Source organism: Bradyrhizobium guangzhouense (assembly GCF_004114955.1).
Classification (GTDB): Bacteria; Pseudomonadota; Alphaproteobacteria; order Rhizobiales; family Xanthobacteraceae; genus Bradyrhizobium; species Bradyrhizobium guangzhouense.
This window is the reverse complement of sequence record NZ_CP030054.1, coordinates 790,555-811,680: the sequence shown is the minus strand read 5'-3', so window position 1 is coordinate 811,680 and position 21,126 is coordinate 790,555. Positions and strand designations below refer to the sequence as shown.

The 21,126-nt window shown below is 59.1% G+C and carries 20 protein-coding genes; 7 read left to right on the top strand and 13 right to left on the bottom strand.

Going from position 1 to position 21,126, the window contains the following annotated elements; genetic code table 11:
• Nucleotides 1-63 precede the first annotated feature (63 nt).
• Entirely contained in the window at nucleotides 64-1,131 is a 1,068-nt protein-coding gene (locus XH91_RS37810) for a HoxN/HupN/NixA family nickel/cobalt transporter (RefSeq protein WP_128929507.1), read from the bottom strand.
• A 653-nt stretch (nucleotides 1,132-1,784) separates the two neighbouring features.
• Between XH91_RS37810 and XH91_RS37805 the strand changes: the two genes are divergently transcribed.
• The 5 genes from XH91_RS37805 (at nucleotide 1,785) to XH91_RS37785 (ending at nucleotide 7,091) form a co-directional block, all read left to right on the top strand.
• Nucleotides 1,785-3,221 (top strand): ABC transporter substrate-binding protein, encoded by a 1,437-nt coding sequence (locus XH91_RS37805; RefSeq protein ID WP_128955162.1) that lies wholly within the window; start codon nucleotides 1,785-1,787, stop codon nucleotides 3,219-3,221.
• A 57-nt stretch (nucleotides 3,222-3,278) separates the two neighbouring features.
• Nucleotides 3,279-4,205 (top strand): carbohydrate ABC transporter permease, encoded by a 927-nt coding sequence (locus XH91_RS37800; protein WP_128969536.1) that lies wholly within the window; start codon nucleotides 3,279-3,281, stop codon nucleotides 4,203-4,205.
• Entirely contained in the window at nucleotides 4,202-5,041 is an 840-nt protein-coding gene (locus tag XH91_RS37795) for a carbohydrate ABC transporter permease (protein ID WP_128929504.1), read from the top strand. The genes XH91_RS37800 and XH91_RS37795 overlap by 4 nt, the downstream gene beginning before the upstream one ends.
• A gap of 10 nt (nucleotides 5,042-5,051) precedes the next feature.
• Nucleotides 5,052-6,155 carry an ABC transporter ATP-binding protein gene (locus XH91_RS37790; protein WP_128929503.1) on the top strand — a complete coding sequence of 368 codons (1,104 nt, stop codon included), beginning with the start codon at nucleotides 5,052-5,054 and terminating at the stop codon, nucleotides 6,153-6,155.
• 309 nt (nucleotides 6,156-6,464) lie between these two features.
• A complete protein-coding gene (locus tag XH91_RS37785) occupies nucleotides 6,465-7,091 on the top strand; it encodes an SMP-30/gluconolactonase/LRE family protein (RefSeq protein ID WP_347338575.1) in 627 nt (208 codons plus the stop codon).
• Between the two features lie 477 nt (nucleotides 7,092-7,568).
• On the opposite strand, the gene XH91_RS37780 is transcribed toward XH91_RS37785, so the two are convergent.
• Nucleotides 7,569-7,748, bottom strand: a complete 180-nt coding sequence (locus XH91_RS37780) for a hypothetical protein (protein WP_128929501.1) — start codon at nucleotides 7,746-7,748, stop codon at nucleotides 7,569-7,571.
• 319 nt (nucleotides 7,749-8,067) lie between these two features.
• Here XH91_RS37780 and XH91_RS37775 point away from each other — a divergent pair, with 319 nt between their 5' ends.
• Complete coding sequence (locus XH91_RS37775) at nucleotides 8,068-8,298, top strand: hypothetical protein (RefSeq protein WP_128929500.1); 231 nt, start codon at nucleotides 8,068-8,070, stop codon at nucleotides 8,296-8,298.
• Between the two features lie 57 nt (nucleotides 8,299-8,355).
• Here the strand turns inward: XH91_RS37775 and XH91_RS37770 are convergent, their stop codons facing one another.
• The 6 genes from XH91_RS37770 to XH91_RS37745 all read right to left on the bottom strand — a co-directional run bounded on the left by XH91_RS37770 (nucleotide 8,356) and on the right by XH91_RS37745 (nucleotide 15,014).
• The gene (locus XH91_RS37770) at nucleotides 8,356-8,940 is read right to left on the bottom strand and encodes a cyclic nucleotide-binding domain-containing protein (protein ID WP_237864935.1); all 585 of its coding nucleotides are present in this window, start codon (nucleotides 8,938-8,940) and stop codon (nucleotides 8,356-8,358) included.
• Between the two features lie 344 nt (nucleotides 8,941-9,284).
• The gene (locus XH91_RS37765) at nucleotides 9,285-11,180 is read right to left on the bottom strand and encodes a TRAP transporter large permease (protein ID WP_128929498.1); all 1,896 of its coding nucleotides are present in this window, start codon (nucleotides 11,178-11,180) and stop codon (nucleotides 9,285-9,287) included.
• Nucleotides 11,177-12,202 (bottom strand): TRAP transporter substrate-binding protein, encoded by a 1,026-nt coding sequence (locus XH91_RS37760; protein ID WP_128929497.1) that lies wholly within the window; start codon nucleotides 12,200-12,202, stop codon nucleotides 11,177-11,179. The genes XH91_RS37765 and XH91_RS37760 overlap by 4 nt, the downstream gene beginning before the upstream one ends.
• 179 nt (nucleotides 12,203-12,381) lie before the next feature.
• Complete coding sequence (locus XH91_RS37755; RefSeq protein WP_188637396.1) at nucleotides 12,382-13,392, bottom strand: transketolase family protein; 1,011 nt, start codon at nucleotides 13,390-13,392, stop codon at nucleotides 12,382-12,384.
• Nucleotides 13,389-14,240, bottom strand: coding sequence for a transketolase (locus XH91_RS37750; protein WP_128929495.1), 852 nt, complete (start codon nucleotides 14,238-14,240; stop codon nucleotides 13,389-13,391). Before XH91_RS37750 ends, XH91_RS37755 begins: the two co-directional genes overlap by 4 nt.
• Nucleotides 14,241-14,264: 24 nt before the next feature.
• Nucleotides 14,265-15,014, bottom strand: coding sequence for an SDR family NAD(P)-dependent oxidoreductase (locus tag XH91_RS37745; RefSeq protein WP_128955190.1), 750 nt, complete (start codon nucleotides 15,012-15,014; stop codon nucleotides 14,265-14,267).
• 109 nt (nucleotides 15,015-15,123) lie between these two features.
• Here XH91_RS37745 and XH91_RS37740 point away from each other — a divergent pair, with 109 nt between their 5' ends.
• Complete coding sequence (locus tag XH91_RS37740) at nucleotides 15,124-16,020, top strand: LysR substrate-binding domain-containing protein (protein WP_128929493.1); 897 nt, start codon at nucleotides 15,124-15,126, stop codon at nucleotides 16,018-16,020.
• 78 nt (nucleotides 16,021-16,098) lie between these two features.
• Here XH91_RS37740 and XH91_RS37735 read toward each other — a convergent pair whose 3' ends face one another.
• From XH91_RS37735 to XH91_RS37715, 5 genes are all read right to left on the bottom strand, one after another.
• Nucleotides 16,099-16,821, bottom strand: coding sequence for an LrgB family protein (locus tag XH91_RS37735; protein ID WP_128929492.1), 723 nt, complete (start codon nucleotides 16,819-16,821; stop codon nucleotides 16,099-16,101).
• Nucleotides 16,818-17,198: a CidA/LrgA family protein gene (locus XH91_RS37730; RefSeq protein WP_128929491.1), complete on the bottom strand. Its 381-nt coding sequence runs from the start codon at nucleotides 17,196-17,198 to the stop codon at nucleotides 16,818-16,820. The genes XH91_RS37735 and XH91_RS37730 overlap by 4 nt, the downstream gene beginning before the upstream one ends.
• A 20-nt stretch (nucleotides 17,199-17,218) precedes the next feature.
• Entirely contained in the window at nucleotides 17,219-17,599 is a 381-nt protein-coding gene (locus XH91_RS37725) for a helix-turn-helix domain-containing protein (protein WP_128929490.1), read from the bottom strand.
• A gap of 207 nt (nucleotides 17,600-17,806) precedes the next feature.
• A complete protein-coding gene (gene pyk, locus XH91_RS37720; protein ID WP_128929489.1) occupies nucleotides 17,807-19,219 on the bottom strand; it encodes a pyruvate kinase in 1,413 nt (470 codons plus the stop codon).
• A 97-nt stretch (nucleotides 19,220-19,316) separates the two neighbouring features.
• Nucleotides 19,317-21,095: an FAD-dependent oxidoreductase gene (locus XH91_RS37715; protein WP_232995567.1), complete on the bottom strand. Its 1,779-nt coding sequence runs from the start codon at nucleotides 21,093-21,095 to the stop codon at nucleotides 19,317-19,319.
• Between the last annotated feature and the right edge of the window lie 31 nt (nucleotides 21,096-21,126).

The window sequence follows — 21,126 nt, the reverse complement described above, 5'->3', positions numbered from 1 at the left end:
CAATGCTCGTCCAGCGGGCAAAGACGGCAGGCTTCGAGCGGCTCGACAGCATCGCTGCAGCCGCTAAGTCGCGCGTGATGTCGGCAAGGCGGTTCGAGTGGTCTTTCCCTTCCATGCAACGCGATACAGCAGGAGAGATGCTAGCCAGGCGAGAGCGAACAATGACATCACGCCGAAGCCTAAGATGGCTTGTGATCCCTTGAGGCGATCGACGAGGCTCGAAAGGGCACCCGTGAGCTCAAGCTGATCGCTGATCAGGCCAAGCGTTTCCACGCTGCCGATGAACAGCGCAATCGCGACTGAGGCACCTGTGATTGTCAGATTGTACCAAAGCTTTCGGGCCGGATCGACGAAAGCCCAGCGATAAGCGCTGGCCATAAATGCTGAATCCAAGGTATCAACCAGGGACATTCCGGCAGCGAAAAGTGCAGGAAAGACTATGGCCTGCCAGAGCGACAGGCCGCGCGCAGTCTCAGAGGCAGAGAGGGAGAGCAGGCCAATTTCGGTCGCCGTGTCGAAACTTAATCCGAACAGGAATCCGAGCGGATACATGTGCCAGCTTTGCGTCACAATTCGGAAGATCGGGCCGAGCAAATGCGAAAGAAGACCGCTTCCGGCTAGGGGCGCATCGAGTAATTGTGCACCGTAGACGCCGCTGGCCTGCGCTGCACGCATTGTGCGCCACAAGTTTGCGAAGATCGCAAAGTTGACGGCGGCCACGCCGAGCAGGAAGACGGCTGAAACCGAGGTTCCGAGAAGGCCGCCCAAGTTTTTGAGCAAACCCTCTCCGCCGAGGGTCATGACGCCGGCGGCAAGCAGGATCATTGAAGCGAGAACGATCGTGGAATGGCCGAGCGCAAAGTAGAGACCTGCAGTTTCGGAGGCGCGGCCGGCATGCATCAGCTTCCGCACGACATTGTCGATTGCCGCAATATGATCGGCATCCACGGCATGGCGCAGACCGAACACCCAAGCGAGCAGCGCGGTTGCCATTACCGACGGCTGACCGGCGAACAGCGCAACGGCCCAGCCCCAGGCTGCAATGTTGGTCAGCGTCAGCCCTGCCAGCAACAAGACAGTTCTCAACTTAAGGCCTTTCAAGAGGCCACTTCGTGACGTGACCTGCCCCATGCGGCGCCACTCCCCTGGTATGATCTTTTTGTCGAACTCTCATACCCTGAGCAATATTCAGGCCAAGTAAGACCATGGCGTAAAAGGGCGCCAAGCGATTGCACTTGCAAAAGAATCCCTGTCGATAGCGAGTTACGCCTTAAAATAGGCGATGCCGCTCGCAAACTAACTAACCATATTCGGCAAGGTACTTCCCATCCCTGAAGAAACGTATTCGTAGTTCAGCAAAGGCTCGCAAGGGCGCAACTGGCTTGGCCAATGGTCCGCCGTGCTTTGACCGGATTTTCTTCAGCTTTGAGGCTTGAGCGGGCCGCAGCAGAGACTGCTGACAGGTGAATGTGGCTCATCGGTGGTTGCAAAGTTCTCATTTGCCGGCCGCTTCCGCCTCACAGCAGAGTGACGCCAAAAGCAAATACATCGAGAGCTTTTGGGGGGAAGGCGTGTTTTACCAAGGCGAAATCGCGTTCGTGCCTATCGGGCAGCGCGGCCTGAGCGCGGATGGCCATCCCCAGAAGACACTCATCTGTTCGTTCGACAGCCCTCCGACGGTGCGGCAGTCGACGTCCAGCATGGGTAACCGGTCGACGCGCCGAGGCAAAAGCTCCGGGGCCACCTTGGCGGCTTAGGATTGCTCAAATGAAGAGGAGGAAGGCATGAAGTTCAGGACATTGTTGGGCGTGGCCGCTATCCTTGCGCTCACAGGTGTATCGGCTCCTGCCGCTGATAAGGATGCCGCCGACATTGCTGTCGAAGCAGCAAAGAAATATGCGGGCACGACGATCAGTATCGTCTGGGAGGCGGGCCTTCAATCGCTCGACCCGCTCAACTATTCGGGTCCGAAATGGGAGAAGCTCACTGGCATCAAGGTGAAGGTGGTCGAGGTGCCGACCGACCAGATGTTCACCAAGATCATGCAGGATTTCAAGTCGGGCGCCGGGGCCTATGACGCACTGAACGTCATTCCATCCTGGATGCCCGACCTGGCCCGGGCCGGAGCGCTCGAGCCCCTGGACAAATATGTCGACAAGTTCGGCTATCGCGACGAGTTGCAGGACATCGCCGCAGCCTATCGCGACAACCAGATGCAGTATGACGGCAAGATCTTCGGCTTCCCGGACGACGGCGATGTGATGCTGCTCTACTACCGCAAAGACATTTTCGAGGATCCGAAGATGAAGGAGGGGTTCAAGGCCAAGTTCGGCTACGAGCTCGCTCCGCCCAAGGATTGGAAGCAGCTTGACGACATCGGACAGTTCATCACTGACAAGATGGCGCCCAAGGTCTATGGCGCCGGCTTCTTCCGAACTGCGCCTTATCCGCAATACATGTTCCAGGAACGTTTCCGCATGGAGGGCGGCAAGTTCTTCAATGCCGATACGATGAAATCGACGGTGAACAGCGATGTCGGCCTGAAGGTCTTCAAGCAGATGTTGGCCGAGAACAAGTTCATGCCACCAGGCGTGGAGCAATGGAATTTCGTCGACAACTTGGCCGCGTTCCTCCAGGGCACCACCGCCATGACGATCTCCTGGCCCCCTTATGGGCGTTGGGCCGCCGGCTACGGCTCGGGCGAGGAAGCGCTGAAATGGGTACCCAAATCGCAAGTCGCCGGCAAGGTCGGGTATGCGCTCACGCCCCTCGGTCGCCCGGAGCTTGGCGTCGGTTTCGACCTGTCCGTCTCGGCCACGAGCAAGAACAAGGAGGCCGCTTATCTCTTCATCCAATGGCTGAACAGCAAGAAGACCAGCCTTGAGCGCGTGCAGCTCCCCTATACGCTCCGCGATCCCTTCCGCCTGTCGCACTACGCGAGCGAGAAATACCGTGCGCTCTGGCCTGATGCTCCTGCCTATCTCGACACGATCAAGACATCTGGCGAGAAGGGCCTGCTCGATCTCTCCCTGCTGCAGCAGGACAAGTACGACGAGGCGATGACCAAGGCCATTTCGAGCCTCTGGGCCGGCGAAGATCCGAAGACCATTCTCGACCGCATGGCGCAGCAGTTTGATGCCATCACCGAGAAGGTGGGCATTGAAAACCAGAAGGCGGTTTATAAGGTCTGGGCAGCAAAACCAGGCGCTTATCCGCAATAGTTGGCTTGGAGGGCGCGCGGGAGGCACCGCCTCCCGTGCGGCGCGATTCCTGGATTGATGATGACGTTCTCTTTAAGCTTTAATGGCACTGAACATCGCCGCCCGAGCCGGCTCGGGCGTGTGCTCGAGGACCGCCTACCCTATCTCATCGTTGCGCCCGCAATATTGGTTCTTCTCCTCGTCGGCCTCTTTCCCCTCATCTACTCGTTGATCGTGAGCTTCCAGCGCATCACGATGACGGACAATGATACGTCTTTCGCCGGCTTGCTGAACTATGCGGAGTTGTTCAGAGATACCCGTTTGTGGGCATCGCTCGGCCACACCGCGATCATCACAGCAATCGCCCTGCCTCTCGAGCTACTGATCGGCTTCCTGATGGCGCAGCTCTTCATCGACCGCATGCCCGGGCGCCAGCTCTTCGTCGCGCTCTTGGTGCTGCCGACGGTGATCTCTCCGATTGTTGCTGGTGCGACCTGGCGCCTGTTGTTCGACGTCCGCTTTGGTCCCATCGGTGAGATACTCAGCTTTTTCGCCGGCGAACCGATCCGGATCCTGTGGACCGTCAACCCTGCTTACGTCTATCCGGCGATCATCATCTGCGAAGTTTGGCAGTGGTCGCCGTTCATGTTTCTGCTGCTGCTCGCTGCGTTGTCCAATGTCGATCAGTCTCAACTGGAGGCTGCTGAGATCGATGGGGCATCGTATCTGCGCGTGCTTCGCGCGATCATTCTGCCGGCGATCGCGCCCGTGATAGCTGTTGCATGCCTTATCCGCGGCCTCGACCTCGTGCGCATCTTCGACATCATCTGGGCCCTCACCGAAGGCGGGCCGGGCTCGATGACCGAGACGATTTCACTCTACACCTATGTGCAGGGCTTCTCGCAATTCGAAACCAGCTACACCGCCGCGATCTCCTTCCTGGTGATTGCGCTGCTCACTCTCATTACCACGCTTGTCCTCAAGCGCATGGAGATTGCGCGATGAGGCTGATGAAGCTGCCCACCAGGAAGGGGCGCGTTCTGGTGCTACGCTATATCGGCGCCGGCGTCGTCACTTTGCTGTTTCTATTTCCGGTTTATTGGCTGTTTATGATTTCGTTCAAGACGCCGGACGAGATCTATCACGTGCCGCCATTGTGGATGCCTGGGCAGATCCAGTTCTCGAATTATTATGTCCTATTCAAGGATGGTGACGTCATGGCCATCCTGAACAGCCTGATCGTCGCCGGCGTTAGCTCCGCCATTGCCATCATTCTTGGTACCCTATGCGCCTACAGCCTCGCCCGCTTCGGCACGGGTGGCGAGAACCTTGCGATGTGGATCATTTCCCAGCGCATGATCCCGCCGATTGCGGTCGTCTTCCCGATCTTCCTCATCTACGTCTATTTCGGTTTGGTTGACGGCTACTTCGGCCTGATCGTGCTCTATACCGCGTTCAATCTGCCCTATGTCATCTGGATGATGCGGGGTTATATCGTTGATGTTCCGCTCGAGCTGGAGGAAAGCGCCCTCGTCGACGGACTGAACCGATGGCAGGTCATCTGGAAAGTCGTCTTCCCGATGGTGCGCCCGGGGCTCATGGCGACTTCGGTCTTTACTTTCGTGTTCGCCTGGAACGACTTCCTCTTCGCGCTGGTGCTCACGCGTACCGAAGTGATCACTTTTCCGGTCATGCTGACGCACTATTTCGGTGGCCAGTCGAACTTCTGGGCCAAAATCGCGGCGATGTCCGTCCTGGGGACTTTGCCGATCTTCGTCGCAGTTACGGTAATGCAGCGCTATCTCGTGCGCGGCATCTCGCTCGGCGCCGTCAAAGGTTGAGGAGATTAGAGTGGCCGACGTCAAGTTGACCGGAGTGCACAAATACTACGGTAACGTGCATGCCGTTCGGGGACTAGACTTAACCATCAGCGATGGCGAATTCGCTGTGCTCGTGGGTCCGTCAGGCTGCGGCAAGAGCACGCTTTTGCGGACGATCGCCGGTCTCGAAGATCCGGACGACGGCACGATCGCGATTGGCGGCGCTATCGTCAACGATCTGCGTCCGCGCGAACGCAACATTGCGATGGTCTTTCAGAACTACGCACTCTATCCCTATTTAACCGTCAATGAGAATATCGCGTTCGGCCTGCGCGCCCGCAAGACGCCAGAAATCGAGATCAGGAAGCGGGTCAGCGAAGCCGCCGAGATGCTCGGCATCGGCAATCTCCTCCAGCGTTATCCACGTCAGCTCTCCGGTGGACAGCGTCAACGCGTCGCGATCGGACGGGCCATCGTTCGCAAGGCGGATCTTTTCTTGTTTGACGAGCCGCTCTCGAATCTGGACGCCCAATTGCGTGACGAAATGCGAACCGAGATCAAGCGTCTGCATCACGAGATCACCACCACAATGATCTACGTTACACACGATCAGGTCGAGGCGATGACGCTGGCGGATCGTATCGTGCTGCTACGCGATGGAAAAATAGAGCAGCAGGGAGCTCCACTCGAACTGTTCGAGCGGCCGCGAACGGGCTTCGTGGCGGGCTTCCTCGGCTCTCCTTCGATCAATCTCATACCGGCAACCCTGACGGCGATGAATGGCGGGCTTTCTGTCGTTTTCGGTTCCGGAGAGTCCCTGACTGTGCCGCCTGCGAAGGCCACTGCCCTTTCTAGCGTGGCGGGACGTGAGGTCATTGTCGGCATTCGGCCTCAGCATTTCGGCCGAGCCGGCGACGGACCATTGCGCGATGGGGTGGTGCCCTATTCAGCGGTCGCCGATCTCATCCAGCCTACAGGTACTCGTACCTTCACGACCATCAAGATCGGCGGAGTAGACGCAGTCGCGGAGCTGCAAGCACATGATGTTCAGAGCCATGGCGAGCGAATCCAGCTCGCCATCGACCTCAATCGGATGGTGCTGATCGATCCGGCCACAGGCTCGGTCATCGCCTAAGCGCAAGAGTTCGCAAACCCAACAACGGGATGCAGGGGGAAAAGCATGGCATCGAGACTTTTTGCTAGCGGAATCGGAGCGCCCGAGGGGCCAATCTGCCTCCCCGACGGATCGATGTATGTCACGGAGATGTCCGCATCGACGTTGTGCATCACGCGGCTCGATCAGCGAGGCAATCGCAGAGTGGTTCGCGCGACGGGCGGCCGCCCGAACGGACTGACGACGGACGGCCACGGCCGCATCTGGATCGCGGAAGCGGGCCTGCGGGCGCTGATTTGCATCGACCAAGCCGGAAACGAGATCCGGCGCATGCAGGGCGAAGGCGCCGATCGCTTTCTATTTCCGAATGACCTCTGCTTCGGCCCCAACGGACTACTCTACATGACTGATTCAGGCATGGCGGCTGAGGATTTCATCAACGGGCAGGCCTTCGTCGAGGGCTATATGGACCTTGATTGGGACGGCCGCGTCTACGAAATCGATCCCGCGGCCATGAAGGTCCTTCGCGTCCTCGATCGCAAGATCCGATTCACCAACGGGATTGCTTTCGGGCCCGACGACCATCTCTATGCCAACGCATCGTTCACAGGCGAAATCTACCGCTATGACGTACTCGGCAAGCCAATGCCTGAACGTGTTGTTTTCGGCAATGTGCTGCAGCCCGACTCCAATCCTGACTTCAAGGGGCCCGACGGGATGGCTTTTGGCACCGACGGCCGGCTCTATTGCACAGTCTATAATCAGAAGAACGTCACTGTGCTCGACCGCGGCGGCAACGTCGTGGACCGGCTCATGCTGGATGGGCCGCAACCGACAAATTGCGCCTTCACGATTGAAGGCAAGAAGTTGCGCGTGACAGAGGTCGGCAAGGGCCAGGTTGAAGAGCTCGATGTGCCCTGCGAAGGGGTGCCTCTACATCTGCCTAAATTCGGTTAAGGTTGGAAACTCGTTTCCGGTCGGCACGCGGCACTTGGCACAGAGCAACTAGCTGGTGCAGGCCGCAGATGAGTTGGCGGCAGCTCGCGGTCTTAGCATTTCGCGACGGCGCGCCTGGGGCGGATACATACGAGCATGAACAGTTCAAAACAGGAGCTAAGACAAGTGGGGCCGCTGGCTTGCCGAGGATTATGGCCACCGGCCCCGGCGTCAGCTACTTGAAATTGCCCTGCCCCAGGTGCAGTAGCGATAGCTGACAGGCACGAGATGGCCCGGCGGCGGCTCCTCCGCAAATCTCGGCTGCAGTTAACGTAAATGGCAGGGCGCGAGGTGATGTTATGTTTTGTTTTGGTCAGCATGGCGGTGCCGCCAGTTGAAGTGCCGTGATCGTCGCCCACCAGGACGGCCTATGTCGCGGAGCCGCGAACGGAAGTTGGGCAATTACTCGTCCGGCTACGACGCGAGTTGAGTGATTGGTTAGGTCGGAACTCCTTGCGAGCCGTTAGTTGATCGCGAGCGGAGCTCAAACTCTAGCTCTGTCAGCTTTTTGATCAGCTGCTCAATAACCGCCTCGTAATCAGAACGCGTGAGTGAGTTCACGCCACGGGAGGCGAGCTCGTGCTGCAGGATTGTTGCCATCACGGCCTTGACGCTCATAGGACCTCATCTGAAATGATTTCGCATCAAATCTCAAACCAAGGAGACAATCAACAAGGAGGAGGATGGAGCTGGAAGTGTCGCTGCATTCCGATCGATTATCAGCCCCAGGGATGCATACGTACCCAAAAGACTTTGAGCCTGGATATTCGATGCTCCTCCACCAGTTGGCCGATTTGCTGACTCCGCTTCCCGTCTTTGCTTTATGAGCTGGTCAAAAAGCCACCATCAGCTAGCACGAGAGCAGCTCTTGTGGTAATTGCAGTCCATAGGTCCATAGTTTGTTTTTGAAGAGTTTCATTTCGAGGACGATTTGTTCGTGACGATGGTTGCCGTGCTTTGCCAATTTGCATCCGCCGATTGCGTTGATAAGATCGTGACGAGCTCTGCATTCGACAGCACGCTTACTTTCCAGGGCTGCGTTATGAACGGCCAGACAGGGCTGGCCCAGTGGAAAGAAGCGCATCCAATTTACCGCTCAGATACTTGGCATATTCAGCGGCACAAATGCATGCCGGGAGATTACAATATCGCTCACCACAAAGCGTAGAGATCAAAGAAGCTACGCAACGCCCGCCACCGCGGTGTCAGCGAGAGCGTATGCGGTTCATCTAATGTCCCCAGCGCAACGCGCGGACGGGGCTTGCCGGGGCTCTGTTCGCTCGGAAGCATTTGAGCTAAGCCGAGTGGCTACAGGACGAAGAAAGTACAGCGAGAGGCCAGGGTTCCGTTCGCAAATCCTCTTTAATGCGTCGGCCTTGATCCAGAAAAGCTCCAAATCGCTGGCCGCTCGAGCAGATTGCGTGCGGCGGCGTCGATCCACGGCGAACAGCCCAACCTCACCAAAAACCTCTCCTGGATACAAGAGCTTGTCTATTTCGGGAAGCTCGACTTGTCCTGATCCGATGAGATAGAGTGCATCGGCGTGATCCCCTTTCTCGAAGATTGTCTCTCCAGCCTTGATCCGCTGTGTGTGCATGAACGGCTGAAGCCAGTTCGGAGAAAGATCTGTATTAGCGGCGAGCTTGGCGCGGCGTAGTACCAAGACCATGCGGACGAAGTAGGCAGCGTTTAGTGGAAGCAAAATAAAGTGCAGAATCAGCACAGGGTAGATACCGGCGCCAGTGGCATAGACGATGAATGCGAGATTGCTGCAGATGGCGACGGCCCGCAGAGTCAGCATGGTGTGCATGCAGAATGTCACGAGGACGAGCGAAGAGGCCAGATAGCCACAAGCTTCTATCCACGTCATGGCAGCCTACTTTGCTGCTTTAGGCGCAATGAATCACCTGCAAAGCGCGGGCCAAGCGTTCATCAGAAGACGAACGGCTGACGTACCGCCTCAGCCGAGCCGGAGCCTGCTTCGCTCTGTTGGTTATCCAAGGCTGCACGCCGCGCATATGAACCAGTTCACACGCTGATCGGGGCGCTTCGCTTCGCCAGCGTTATAAACTGCTGCCGGTGCCAGCAAGTTCTATCCGCTCGCGTCACTTAAGGTGGCAGCCGATCGCGGTCCGGTCACGGGACCGGATAGTCTTATTTCAGGAAGCCGATAGACAGCCAGGGCACCGCGGCGACGATCAGCGTGCCAATGAGCAGCGCAATCATGTATCCCACGATTGGTCTCATACCGTCGTCCGGGTTAATGCGGCTGATAGCGCAGGCCGCGTAGTAGCCGACCCCAAACGGCGGTGCGAACAGGCCGATGCCCATCGCGAGAACCACGACCATTGCGTAATGGACATCGTGGACCCCAACCTGCCGCGCGATCGGGAACAGGAGCGGACCGAACAAGACGATGGCTGGGATCCCCTCCAGCACGCTGCCTAGAATCACGAAAGTTACGATCGTCACCGCTAGGAAGACGGGGACACCGCCGGGAAGGCTGGTCATGAACTTGGCAAGCGAGGCTGAAAATCCCGACTGGGTCAGCGCCCAGGCCATTCCTGTCGCGGCGCCGATGATGAGCAGAATCGCGCCCGACAGGGAGGCCGTCTCGACCAGCATAGGATAGATGCGTCGCCAGTCGAACTGGCGGTAAATGAGGAGACCGGCGCAGGCCGAGTACAAGATGCCGATGGTCGAGACCTCCGTTGCCGTTGCAACGCCTTCGACGACGGCGGTCCGGATCACGAAAGGCAAGGCGATCGCAGGAAGAGCAATGACAAAGGCTCGGCCGATCTCCCGCCCAGTCGCCCTTTTGACGTGAGAGAGGTCCTCGCGCCGGTAGCGCCACCACACGATCGCCCCGAGCATAACTGCGAGCACCACGCCCGGGAGCAATCCGCCGGTGAATAGCGCGGAGATCGACACGCCCGTCACCGAGCCGATCGTGATCAGAACCAGCGACGGCGGAATCGTTTCGGTTTGCGCCCCCGTGGCGGCCAGCAACGCAACGAGGTCGCCGGGTTTGGCGCCACGCTGCCGCATCTCGGGAAACAGCACAGGGGCCACGGCCGCCATATCTGCCGCCTTGGACCCTGAGATACCGGAGACCAGATACATAGCCCCGACCAGGACGTAGTGCAGCCCGCCGCGGACGTGGCCGAGGAGACTTGCGAGGAAACCGACCATTGCGCGAGCCATGCCCGTCATCTCGATCAGCAGGCCCAGGAAGACGAAAAGAGGCACGGCGAGCAGGATCAGATGGCTCATCCCTTCATCCATCCGCCCGATCATCACTACGTCCGGCGTGCTCGTCGTAAGCGTGAGATAACCCACGGTGGCGAGACCGAATGCAAAGGCAATCGGAACGGCGGCAAAGACCATCGCACCGACAACAAAGACGAAGAAGATCAGAAGGTTCAGATTGCCGAGCGGCTTAAAAACCGGCGCGAGCAGCACGAACGCAAGGATGAGACCGGCGACGATCGCTAGAGAGGCCAACAAGCTGCGTAGATTGGCAATTCGGCAGAGCCGGAGGGCCGCGGCGATCAGCATCAGCCCAATTCCGATCGGTAGCGCCGCCGCACGCCAAGTGTTGATGATCTCCAGCGCCGGCGTGGTGACGAAGGCCTCGTCGGCGGCAAATTCATAGGCCGGCCAAACGACGAGCAAAAGAAACGCCAGCGAGGCTGCGGCCGCCACCACGTCCAAAAACGCACGCACCTGGGCACTGAGCACGCCGACGATGGCTGTCATACGCATGTGCTCGCCGCGCTGGAAAGCAATGACGGAGCCGAGCATGGCAAGCCAAAGGAAGAGAATACCGGCGAGTTCGTCGGACCAGACGATGGGGGAGCGGAATACGTATCTGCCTACGATTCCTGCGGCCAGGATTGCGACTTCGGCCAGGACGAGTAGCGCGGCTGGGACCGCGACGAGGTGGCCCAACATCGTGTTCGCTGTTACCGCCCAATGTCGGGGACCCCGTTCAGTCGAGGCGGTCGCTCCACCGTCATCAGCATGTGGAGCGTGGCTCACGCTGCTCATGACAGCTGACCCGCCGCTTTTTCGAGCTGCGACCACGCCTCCTCGCCGAATTTGCCCTTCCAGTCGGAGTAGAAGCTAGTCTTGGACAAGGCTTGTCGGAAGGCGGCGCGATCGACTTCGATAAATTTGAGACCTTTGGCCGACAGATCGGTGCGCAAGGACTGGCTGAGCTTTGCGATATCAGCCCGCTGATCGACGGCGGAGCGATCTAGTTCGCGGGTCACGACCTCCTGAACATCCTTCGGTAAGCGCTCGAATGCGCGCTTGTTGGCGAGGATCCAGTATCCGTCCCAAACGTGCCCGGTCAGGCTGCACGTGCTTTGCACTTCGTAGAGGCGGGCGGTTGCAATGATCGGCAACGGATTCTCCTGGCCGTCCACGACTTTGGTCTGTAACGCGGAGTAGACCTCGTTGAAGTTAATAGGCGTCGGGCCGGCTCCAAGCGCCTTGAAAAGCGAGGTCAAAAGCGGCGCCGGGGGGACGCGGATCTGGAAATTCTTTAGATCGTCAGGGCTGCGGATCTCACGTCCGGAAGAAGTCACCTGACGAAAGCCGTTATCCCACGCTTTGGAAACCGCCATGATCGGAGTTTTGGCAATCTGCGTCCGGATGTAGGTTCCGAGATCTCCGTCCATAGCTTTCCAAACGCTATCGTAGTCAGTAAACGCGAAGCCGGTGTTCACCAGGCCCGCACTTGGGACCAGGGTGGCGAGGATCGAAGAGGACTGATTAAAGAATTCGACGCCGCCGCTGCGGACCTGGGTCATGAGCTCGGTGTCGGACCCGAGCTGGTTGGCCGGAAACAGCCTGATCTCGAGCCGGCCACTGGTAGCCTCTAGAATGCGTTGGATGGCTTCCTGCGCGCGGACGTTCACCGGATGCGTCGGATCCTGGCCGGTTGCAAATTTATAAACGAATTCGGCCGCAGATGCCGGTCGAGTGAGAATTGCGCAGAGAGGTACGGCCGTTGCAGCTTTCAACAGGGAACGCCGGCTGATATCTCTGCGTTTCGATACGCTCATGTCTTCCTCCTCGTTCTATTTACCTAGCGGTGGCGATCTCAGCGCAGGCGGCGCAGCCGTTCCGCTCATTCGTGTGCCCGCGTCTTGAGTGCCGGCATTTGGGCAAAAGCCAGCGTTCGCCGCTGCAAGGTGCGGCGGGCAACGTTGAGTACAGCTTGTTGGACCTCAGCCCAGCGGCGCTAAAGCCACTGTTTGATTTGCCTTGCGACCTCTGCGGTGGAAATCCCGTAACGGTCGTGCAGCGTTGGAAGCGCGCCGGCGTCGAGAAATTCGTCCGGCAATGCGATCTGGCGGAAAGGCGGATGTGCCCCAGAACGCAAGAGGAGTGCGGCAATTGCTTCGCCGAGGCCACCAATGGTCGTGTGATTTTCGGCAACGACGACAAGCCGTGCCGGCTTGCTGGCCTCACGCAGGATAGTCTCTGCGTCGAGGGGCTTGATGGTTGGAACATGCAGCACCGCTGCATCCACGCGGTCATCCTTCAAAGCTTGGACGGCCTCGAGTGCCCGCATGGTCATGATGCCGGACGAGATGATCAGGACGTCCTTGCCATCACGGATCAGCTTGGCCTTTCCAAGCTCGAACTTATAGTCGTATTCATCCAGAACGACAGGCACCTGGCCGCGCAGCAGGCGCATGTAGACTGGACCTTGATGCGCGGCTATGGCTGGCACCACCTGCTCGATTTCACTGGCATCGCAGGGGTCGATCACCGTCATATTTGGCATGGCCCGAAACAACGCGAGATCCTCGGCGGCTTGATGACTTGGGCCATAGCCCGAGGTCAGGCCGGGCAAGGCGCAGACGATTTTCACGTTGCGGTCTTCCTCCGCAATGGTCTGATGAATGAAATCGTAGGCGCGCCGCGATGCGAACACGGCATATGTCGTCGCAAAGGGCATGAAGCCCTCTGCGGCGAGTCCGGAGGCTGCTCCGAACAAAAGTTGCTCGGCCATGCCCATCTGGTAATAGCGGTCTGGAAATTCCTTGGCGAAGATGTGCAGGTCGGTGTATTTGCCGAGATCGGCGGTCATGCCGACCACCTCTGGCCGGCTCCGTGCCAGTTCGACGAGTGCATGTCCGAACGGCGCTGGCTTCGTCTTTTGGCCCTCGGCCGCAATCGAGGCGATCATGGCAGAGGTGGTTAGGCGCGGCTTGCCCGCTTGCGGTGCTGATCTGACGGTCTTCATGCCTGCCTCCCGGCTTCCAGCGCGGCAAGGGCAAGTTGCCATTCGTGCTGCTCGACGCGAATGAAATGGTTCTTCTCGCGCTGCTCGAGGAAAGGAACGCCCTTCCCCATGAGGGTGTCGGCGACGATCATTCGCGGCTTCGGCTCGGGATGCGACTTTGCACGGTCGAATGCTGCGAGCACGGCATCGAGATCATTGCCATCGATACGTTGTACGAACCAGCCGAATGCCTGGAGCTTGTCGACCAAGGGTTCGAAGGCCATGACTTGCGTCGAGGGACCGTCGGCCTGCTGGTTGTTGACATCGACAATGCCGATCAGGTTGTCCAGCTTGTAGTGGGCCGCCGACTGGATGGCCTCCCACACGGAGCCCTCGTCGAGCTCGCCGTCGGAGAACAAGGTGTATACCCGCGCCTCGGACCTTTTGCGTTTGAGGCCAAGGCCCATGCCGACAGCAATGCTGAGCCCGAGGCCGAGCGAGCCACCCGACATTTCCATTCCGGGCGTGTAGGAGGCCATGCCCGACATTGGCAAGCGGCTCTCGTCACTGCCATAGGTCTCAAGCTCTTCCTCGGGGACGATCCCCGCTTCTATCAAAGCCGCATAAAGCGCAATAGCGTAGTGCCCGTTTGAGAGCAGGAAGCGATCGCGTTCCTCCCAGGTCGGATCCTCCGGCCGATAGCGCATCGCGTGAAAGTAAGCCACGGCGAGAACGTCGGAGATATCGAGCGCCTGAGCGATATAGCCTTGGCCCTGAACTTCCCCCATGCGCAGCGCATTGCGGCGAATGTTATAGGCGCGGTCCGCCAGCTTGGGCGTGTTGGTCAACGTTTTGGTCGGCGCTTCCATCGATCTGGACCTTCTCTTGCTGGCTCAGTGGATGAGCATGCCGCCATTGACGTCGATCACGGCACCAGTGACGTACGCGGAGAGATCGGAGGCCAGAAAAGTGTAGATGCCGGCGACATCTTCTGCGGTGCCGAGACGATTGAGTGGAATGCCTTCCAGAATTTTCGCACGCATTTCATCAGTCAGCTTGCCGGCCGTGATATCGGTGCCGATCAGGCCAGGCGTGACGCAGTTGACGCGGATGTTGTCAGGACCGAACTCGCGAGCCATGGCCTTGGCTAAACCAAGAACGCCGGCTTTCGCTGCCGAATAGTGTGGTCCCCCAAAAATTCCGCCGCCACGCTGGGCCGACACCGACGACATGCATGCGATCGATCCGGACTTCCGCGCACGCATATGCGGGATCACGGCCTGGGAGAGGAAGAGAACGCCTTTGAGATTGACGTCTTGAATGCGATCCCAATCGGCGGCTGATATGTCCAGGAGCTTCACCGGCTGGGTAATGCCGGCATTGTTGATCAGTATATCGATACCACCGAATGCCTCGACCGCGCTTGCAACTGCCCGCTCGCAGGACGATTTGTCAGCGACGTCGCAGCGCAAACCGAGGTGTTCCTTGCCAAGAGTGGCTGCTGCCCCTGCCGCGGCTCCGGCATCGATATCGAGGATTGCGACCCGAGCGCCCTCGGAGGCAAACCGCCGGGCGGTGGCGAGCCCGATCCCCCGCGGCGAGGCCGCGCCCGAAATGATGGCTGTCTTCCCGCTGAGCAGCATCAGTTCCTCCCGCAAATTGTTTTCCTTGACAATGCTAGGAATGACCCTCGCTCTCCGCGCCGACAAGCGCACAGTTGTCATGGGTCGATGAATCTGGTTCACTTATGCGATGCTCTCGAATGTTCCGATATCGGCAATTCGCGCCTTTGAGGCGGCGGCCCGCACCGGATCGTTTCGCGATGCGGCGAATGAGCTTCACCTGACGCCAAGTGCAGTCAGTCATGCAATCCGTAAGCTGGAGGACACGCTCCGGACCGTTCTCTTCGAGCGCAGTGCACGCGCGGTGCGGCTCACGCCGGCCGGCGAGAACCTGATGCGACATACCGGCGCTGCATTCGATCAGCTCCGCCGCGGCTTGGAGGAAGTCGCTGCTCGTGGTCCGCAGTTGGTGCGGGTTCACTCCGCTCCGAGCTTTGCAGCGCAATGGCTAACGCCACGACTGGCGCAGTTTCTTGCAGCCCATCCGAAGCTAGAAGTTCGCTTGGCTGCCAGCACAGACTATGCGCGTTTCAGTAACGATGATTTCGATGTCGACATCGTTTACGGTCCGCCGAGGGCGGAGGGCGTCGAGATTGTTCCTCTGCCAGAGGAAACAGTCACTCCCCTATGCTCCCGGAAGCTTGCAAAATCAATCAAGAAGCCGATCGACCTCCTGGATCAGACATTGATCCGTTCAGACGTGAAGCAAGTTCAATGGCATCAGTGGTTCGCCGCCAATGGATTGGAAGCTCCAGCGATTCACGGCATGAGATTCGATCGAAGTTTCCTGGCGATTGCAACCGCCGCCGAAGGACTGGGAGTAGCCTTGGAATCAACGCTTCTAGCGGAGCGCGAATTGGCTAGCGGACGACTGGTTGCTCCATTGGCCGGCCGCGCAACCGATATTCGATACGTCGGTCACAGGCTAATTTATCCGCGCGCCAGCCGGCAACGCTCGGCGGTGCGCGCTTTTGCCGATTGGATCGTCGCCCAGCTCGGAGGCGAAGCTAGCCTTTCCTCCCAGTAAGTATCGCTCGTTGCCGCGATGGTTTGGCTATCCGAAAAAGTGAGGATGGGCCTCGTCAGAACGGCCATGCGCGGTGGCTTATCGCAACAATTGTGTGACTGCGAGAGGGACGAGCAAAGACGTAACCAGCGCGTTCAGGCTCATCGCAATCCCCGAGAACACGCCCGCAACCTCGTCCACCTGAAACGCTCGCGCGGTACCAATGCCGTGCGCGGCGATGCCCGCGGCAAAACCACGCGCACGAAAATCAATGATACCACTCCAATTCATCAATGGCGTGACAATGATCGCTCCCATGATCCCCGTGAGGATCACCGCGACGGCGGTCAGAGAAGGGTCGGCGTGCAGTGTTTCGCTGATCCCCATTGCGACCGCGGCTGTCACGGACTTAGGCGCAAGGGACAGTACAACATCGCGCGGCAAGCCTGCAGCTTTCGCAAGCAGCACAATCGACGCGGCCGCTGTGACCGAGCCCACAACGAGGGCTGCCAGCATTGGCACGATCGAGGCAAGGACGATCCTGCGGTTCTCGTAGAGCGGGATAGCGAGCGCGACTGTGGCTGGGCCGAGCAAGAAATGTACGAACTGCGCTCCGCTAAAATAGACCGGATATGGCGTGCTGGTCACGAACAGAAACACGCCGATGATCCAGACCGCGTGGAGAACAGGATTGGCGAGCGGATGTCGGTGGAGGGCAAGCGACAGCGCTTCCGAGACTGCATAAACCAGTAAGGTGATCGTCAGCCAAAGCAGAGGCGATTGCGACAGATAGACCCAGAGCGAGAATGCATGGTCCTTCATGGCGCCTCATGACCGAACAGCCGGCTGACCAGGCGAAACGTTAGCACGGTCGCGAGAAGGGTCACTACGACGGAAAGGGCAAGAATCAACACAATTGCTATCCCATGAGCATAAATGAGATCGAGTTTTTCCACGACACCCACGCCGGCCGGGACAAACAGGAGAGACAGATTGTTGAGCAGCCCCCTGCTGGCAGTCTCAACGCCGCCGTTTCGCAGCGGTCCTTGAGCGATGATTGCGAAACGGTCACGGACGAGCAGCAAAATCAACAGCAGCAGGAGCCCGACGACCGGACCAGGCAGCAGCAGGCCGAACCCGCGCGTAATGGCCTCTCCGATCAATTGGCAGAGGAGGATAAGACCGAGACTTGCCAGCATGGGGCACCTGAGTAGCACTTTCACACGAGGAGAAGCTGCCGGAAGCTCAATTTTGTTGATTCTTGAGACCGGCGCTGCCCTCCTGCGCTGCAAAAAAGATAACGATTGATAGCCATCTCGATTTGCCGATGGAGCGTCATCGCGGCTGAACACCGGGGCTTGCCTACGACCGGAAGGGTAACTTTGATTCCTGCATCGACAAAGGTCTTTCTCAAGCTTTCCCTCTGCGCGTCGGACATTGGTGTGTCGCTGTACTCCTCGATCCGCCAGATGATCGCCGTGGAGACGCACACCCGCTGGGCCACTTCCTTGACGGACCAGTTCAACAGGCCGCGGGCGGCACGCAGATGCCTGCCGCTGAGGCCCTCATGCCAGCGATACAGCCCGTCTGCTCGCTGCAAGCGGCATTCGACTAAAAAGGCTGTGCGGTTTCGACCGAAACCGCCCATCCGCGCAGAGCTGCCTCGTGGTCGTCAGGCAATGTAAGCTCCTGGCCGGAGTTGCAGCCGGGCTTGGAGCATCTCGTGCACGACCATGCGTAGAGCCTCGCCGCAGTCCGGATCGACATCAAGATGGCTCGACAGACGTTTCAGGGCGAACGGACTGTTCTAGCAGACAGCAACGCGTACGTTGTTTGTCGCGCCTATTTGTCCGAATGGGAGGCCAAAGACCACGACGGCCAAGTCGCCGGACCGCACATAGCCTTCCCGTTGCGCTGCCACGGCCGCGATCCGGGTTATTTCTTCATGGCCGGAGGGATCGCTGGCCACGACACTATGGACGCCCCACAACAGGCACATGCGTCGCGCCACAATGTCGTCTGGCGTCAGAGCAAGAACGGGGATCGGTGGTCGTTTGCGCGAAATGCGGGCTGCGGTCGTCCCGCTCGCCGTGAAGCCGATGATGGCTTTGGCCTCGATCGTGGCGGCAAGATCTGCGCCTGCCGCTGCGACAGCGTGTGGAGGGGTAATCTCTTCGTCGACTTGCGCAGCCCTGATCAAGGAGCGATAGAGACGATGTTGCTCCGTACTCCGGATGATACGATCCATCATGGCGACGGCTTCGGCCGGATAAGCGCCGTTTGCCGTTTCGGCTGATAGCATCACAGCATCGGCTCCATCATAGATGGCGGTCGCAACATCGGAGGCTTCCGCGCGCGTCGGCGTCGGCGCTGCCACCATGGAATCAAGCATTTGGGTTGCGACGATCACGGGCTTTGCGGCCATTCGGCAAGCACGAATGAGCTCTTTTTGTCGGCCAGGCACGTTTTCCGGGGGAATCTCGACCCCAAGATCGCCGCGGGCGACCATGAGGGCGTCGGACAATTTGATGATATCATCGATGTGATCAAGCGCCATTGGCGTTTCGATTTTGGCGACGAGGCCGGCTGCCTCACCGATTAGAGCTCGTGCCTCAATCAGGTCTGAAGGCTTCTGAACAAAGGACAAGGCAACCCAGTCGACGCCCAGCTCTAGGCCGAAGACGAGATCGTCACGATCCTTCTTGGTCAGGGGGTAGATATCAAGCAACGCTCCCGGCACGTTTACGCCTTTTTGATCGCGGATCGTTCCACCGACAATGACGCGCGCTATCATGTCGCCATCGCCTGGCTTTTCGAGGCTTAGGCGAACACGGCCGTCATCGATGAGCAGATTTTGACCTGGATACGCAGCTACAAAGATCTCCGGATGTGGCAGAGGGATCGCCTGCTTTCCGCCTCTTGCTCCGTCCAGAACAAAGCGGACCGTTTCGCCGGCCTGCAGCGTGAGCTCACCCTCTTCAAGCGAACCGATGCGCAGCTTCGGGCCTTGCAGATCTTGTAGCACGCCGATGGGTCGGCCGAATTCGCGCTCGAGCGCGCGAATGGCGGTAAAGGCGCGCGCGTGATCGTCTTTGGTGCCATGACTGAAGTTCAGGCGGAATGTATCGGCACCTGCAAGATCGAGAGCACGGAGTTGGTCGAGCTCGACGGTTGCCGGGCCGATGGTTGCGACGATCTTGGCATGGCGCGAGCGGCGCATCAAAAATCAAACCCCTTGGATGAGCCGCCTTCGAGCCAGCCGCTCCTGGCGAAAGCCAATGCTTCGTCGATCACGCGCTCGCCCCATGCAAACGATGTCAAGCTCCAGAAGCGGCAGCCTTTGTCTTTTGCTGCGTCGCCGATAGGATGGCGTTGACAGCCCGGTACGCGAACACAATCGCAGGCCCGATGGTGATGCCTGCTCCTGGATAGATGCCGCGCATCGGGGATGTCATGTCGTTGCCGCAAGCGTAAAGGCCCGCGATGGATCTTTCCTGCCCGTCTAGGACCTGGCCGCAAGTGTCGGTTGCCAGGCCGGTGGCCGTGCCGAGCGTTGCCGGAACGATTGGAAGCGCGATAAACGGGCCTGTCTTGATGGGTCCGAGATTTGGGTTTTTCTTGCTCACGGCCGGATCGCCGAGCGTGCGATTAAAGGCGGATTCACCGCGTTTGAACAGCGGATCGCGCCCCTCAGCAGCGTGCGTGTTGTGCTCTTCGACGGTCTTTTCAAGCGCAGCCGGATCTAGCCCCAGCTGTTTGGCAAGTTCAGGAATTGTCCGGCCGACCTTGATGTACCCAAGGCGCGCATATTTTCCGATCCTCAAGGTCCAGGGCCAGGGCAGCAGATGTCCCATACCTCTCAACCGTACGAACTCCAGGTCGCAGATGAAGTAAAATCGCTTATCTGCCGGATAGCCGCTGGTGAACATCGCCAGGCAAATGTCGTGATACGAATTGGATTCGTTGACGAAACGCTTGGCATCCGGCCCCACTGCGATGACGCCGGGACGGCCGCGATCGAGCCAGCCATAGGGGACCACTTGGGAGGAGCTGCCGCTCTTGAGAATTGAGACGGGAGTCCAAAAGCCGGCAGAGGCGACATTGTTGTCAATCGCAGCTCCAAGCCTGGACGCCAGGGAAATGCCATCGCCCACAACGTCCACATGGGCCAGCGTGTCATCGTGCTGGTGGGGACCGCTGAGGCTGGCTCTTAACTCTGCGCTGCGAGCAAATCCGCCCGTTGCGAGGATGACGCCATGCGAGGCGCGCACGCGAAGGTCGGAACCGTTCCGCTTGACGACGGCTCCGGTGACACGCCCATCTTCCCTGATCAGCTCTATCAGCGGGGAGCCAGGCCATATCTCGACGCCGTGCTTGCGCAGACTGACGACCAGGCGCGCGATCAGGGCGTTCCCTCCGCTGAGCTCTGTCCCGCGCCTGTGGCCCAGCCGGTCACGCGCGTAGCGACCGACACGCCGCAAGACGTGTCTGAGGGCGGCAAAGGATTGGAAGGGATTGAGGAAGCTTCTGACCTCGCTGGATGAGATCATCATTCCACCAAGCACAACCCGGATGGGATCGCCGATCAGATCGAAATCGGCTCCGAGAAGGCGCCCATCATAGGGAGCCGGGCTCAGTGCCCGGCCCTTGTCGACGCCGCCGATCTGGCTCGAATGATAATCGGGCGCCGAGGCCAGCGTGAAGTTGACCTCTGTCCCGTCCTCAAGGGCGGCAAGTGCAGCTGGGCCGTCCTCGAGATAAGCATCGATGAAGCCTGCCCGGTAATAGGTGCCAAGTTCGTGCTGCAGGTAGGTCCTTGCCTTCGCAAGCGAGTCGTCGATCTTCGCTGAGCGCGCCTGGGGTGAGCAAGGAACCCAGATCATACCATTGGAAAGAGCTGTCGTGCCGCCGAGCCGGGCGGATTTTTCGCAGACAGTGACGCGCAGTCCTGCTTTTGCCGCATAGAGGGCGGCCGAGAGCCCGGCTGCACCACTCCCGACTACGAGAACGTCGGTTGCCCATTCGTGATCCGCCCTTGCGCTTCGGGCGATCGCCACGGTCATGCCCTTGCTTGATTGGCCCATCGGTGTGTCCATTCCAGCCTCGCTGCGATTTCTTGGAACTGAG

Bases quoted from the DNA above. Each gene is read 5' to 3' on its own strand.
- XH91_RS37740 (WP_128929493.1), top strand. From the start codon at position 15,124: ATGCTCTCGAATGTTCCGATATCGGCAATTCGCGCCTTTGAGGCGGCG.
- pyk (WP_128929489.1), bottom strand. From the start codon at position 19,219: ATGCGCCGCTCGCGCCATGCCAAGATCGTCGCAACCATCGGCCCGGCA.
- XH91_RS37780 (WP_128929501.1), bottom strand. From the start codon at position 7,748: ATGAGCGTCAAGGCCGTGATGGCAACAATCCTGCAGCACGAGCTCGCC.
- XH91_RS37785 (WP_347338575.1), top strand. From the start codon at position 6,465: ATGCAGGGCGAAGGCGCCGATCGCTTTCTATTTCCGAATGACCTCTGC.
- XH91_RS37750 (WP_128929495.1), bottom strand. From the start codon at position 14,240: ATGGAAGCGCCGACCAAAACGTTGACCAACACGCCCAAGCTGGCGGAC.
- XH91_RS37760 (WP_128929497.1), bottom strand. From the start codon at position 12,202: ATGAGCGTATCGAAACGCAGAGATATCAGCCGGCGTTCCCTGTTGAAA.
- XH91_RS37800 (WP_128969536.1), top strand. From the start codon at position 3,279: ATGATGACGTTCTCTTTAAGCTTTAATGGCACTGAACATCGCCGCCCG.
- XH91_RS37735 (WP_128929492.1), bottom strand. From the start codon at position 16,821: ATGAAGGACCATGCATTCTCGCTCTGGGTCTATCTGTCGCAATCGCCT.
- XH91_RS37810 (WP_128929507.1), bottom strand. From the start codon at position 1,131: ATGGGGCAGGTCACGTCACGAAGTGGCCTCTTGAAAGGCCTTAAGTTG.
- XH91_RS37765 (WP_128929498.1), bottom strand. From the start codon at position 11,180: ATGAGCAGCGTGAGCCACGCTCCACATGCTGATGACGGTGGAGCGACC.
- XH91_RS37715 (WP_232995567.1), bottom strand. From the start codon at position 21,095: ATGGACACACCGATGGGCCAATCAAGCAAGGGCATGACCGTGGCGATC.
- XH91_RS37805 (WP_128955162.1), top strand. From the start codon at position 1,785: ATGAAGTTCAGGACATTGTTGGGCGTGGCCGCTATCCTTGCGCTCACA.
- XH91_RS37770 (WP_237864935.1), bottom strand. From the start codon at position 8,940: ATGCACACCATGCTGACTCTGCGGGCCGTCGCCATCTGCAGCAATCTC.
- XH91_RS37730 (WP_128929491.1), bottom strand. From the start codon at position 17,198: ATGCTGGCAAGTCTCGGTCTTATCCTCCTCTGCCAATTGATCGGAGAG.
- XH91_RS37795 (WP_128929504.1), top strand. From the start codon at position 4,202: ATGAGGCTGATGAAGCTGCCCACCAGGAAGGGGCGCGTTCTGGTGCTA.
- XH91_RS37745 (WP_128955190.1), bottom strand. From the start codon at position 15,014: ATGCTGCTCAGCGGGAAGACAGCCATCATTTCGGGCGCGGCCTCGCCG.
- XH91_RS37755 (WP_188637396.1), bottom strand. From the start codon at position 13,392: ATGAAGACCGTCAGATCAGCACCGCAAGCGGGCAAGCCGCGCCTAACC.